At 67.0% G+C, this 967-nt stretch carries 1 pseudogene; it reads right to left on the bottom strand.

The features are described 5' to 3' along the window. A pseudogene (locus AC5LSR_RS20770) lies at positions 1 to 967 on the bottom strand (tetratricopeptide repeat protein); the annotation flags it as partial.

Here is a 967-nt window from a genome sequence, read left to right as displayed (position 1 = left end):
CGGATGTCCGGGCGACCTCGGTCGACCGAAGCGCGCCGAGGTCCTCCCGCACGGCTCGCTGCACGAGCGCATGAACGCGGATCATGCTCTTCTCGTACGTCACCAGATGGAACCGGTGCAGGCCACGCAGCCCGTCGTGGATGTCGTCCCGGGTAGGCTGCCTGGGCAGCCGCTCGGCGAGGTAGCCCTGGACGGGTGACGCCTTCATGACATCCCCCGGGATACCGTTGGGGTTCAACGAGCTGACAATCTCCAGGAGCGGCCGGGCGAGCCCGACCGGGGGCAGTCTGTCCGCCGCCTCGATGGACAGGGCCCAGGTCGTCGCGACGGTGTGGGAATATCCGTCATAGACGGTGTCCAGCGTGGGGAACAGCTCCGTCAGCCGCTTTTTACGGTTGGCGAACCGCTCTCGGTACCCACTGCAGGTCAGATCCTGGTCGATCATATAGGCGGTGGCATGGCTGAGCGCCAGCGGCAGCGCACCCAGATCCGCCACGACACCGTTGACGGCATCGTCCCCGTCGGCCAGATGCCGATATTTCTCATTCTCGAACTTCCTGCGCAGGTACTCGACCGCCTCGGTTTTCGTGAACACGTCGACTTCGACGAGACTGCGGCCCGCCAGCAGATCCGCGTCACGCCGCCGAGTGGTGACGACCGTGCGCCCGCTCGGCCGGCCGGGGGGCCACAGGTCGCGGATTTCGGCCGGCCCCGCCAGGTCGTCCAGGACGATCAGCCAACGCCACCGGGTTCTTGCCAGCCACGTGAGCAGCCGGGCCGCGGTGCGTTCCGGTATCTCGTTCTCCGGCCCGAGCCTGAGGTCCGTTCCCGCCTGCACGAGGTCTATTCCCGCCTGTACATAGCCGGATACCACCGAGTCGCGGCTGAGCGCCGACACCCACACCATCAGATCGAGTTCTCCGGCGTCCCAGAGCTCGCGGGCGAACTCGGCCGCGAGCTGTGTCTT

It is taken from the genome of Protofrankia sp. CiP1_Cm_nod4 (assembly GCF_982290645.1).
This window is presented reverse-complemented; position numbering and strand designations above follow the sequence as displayed.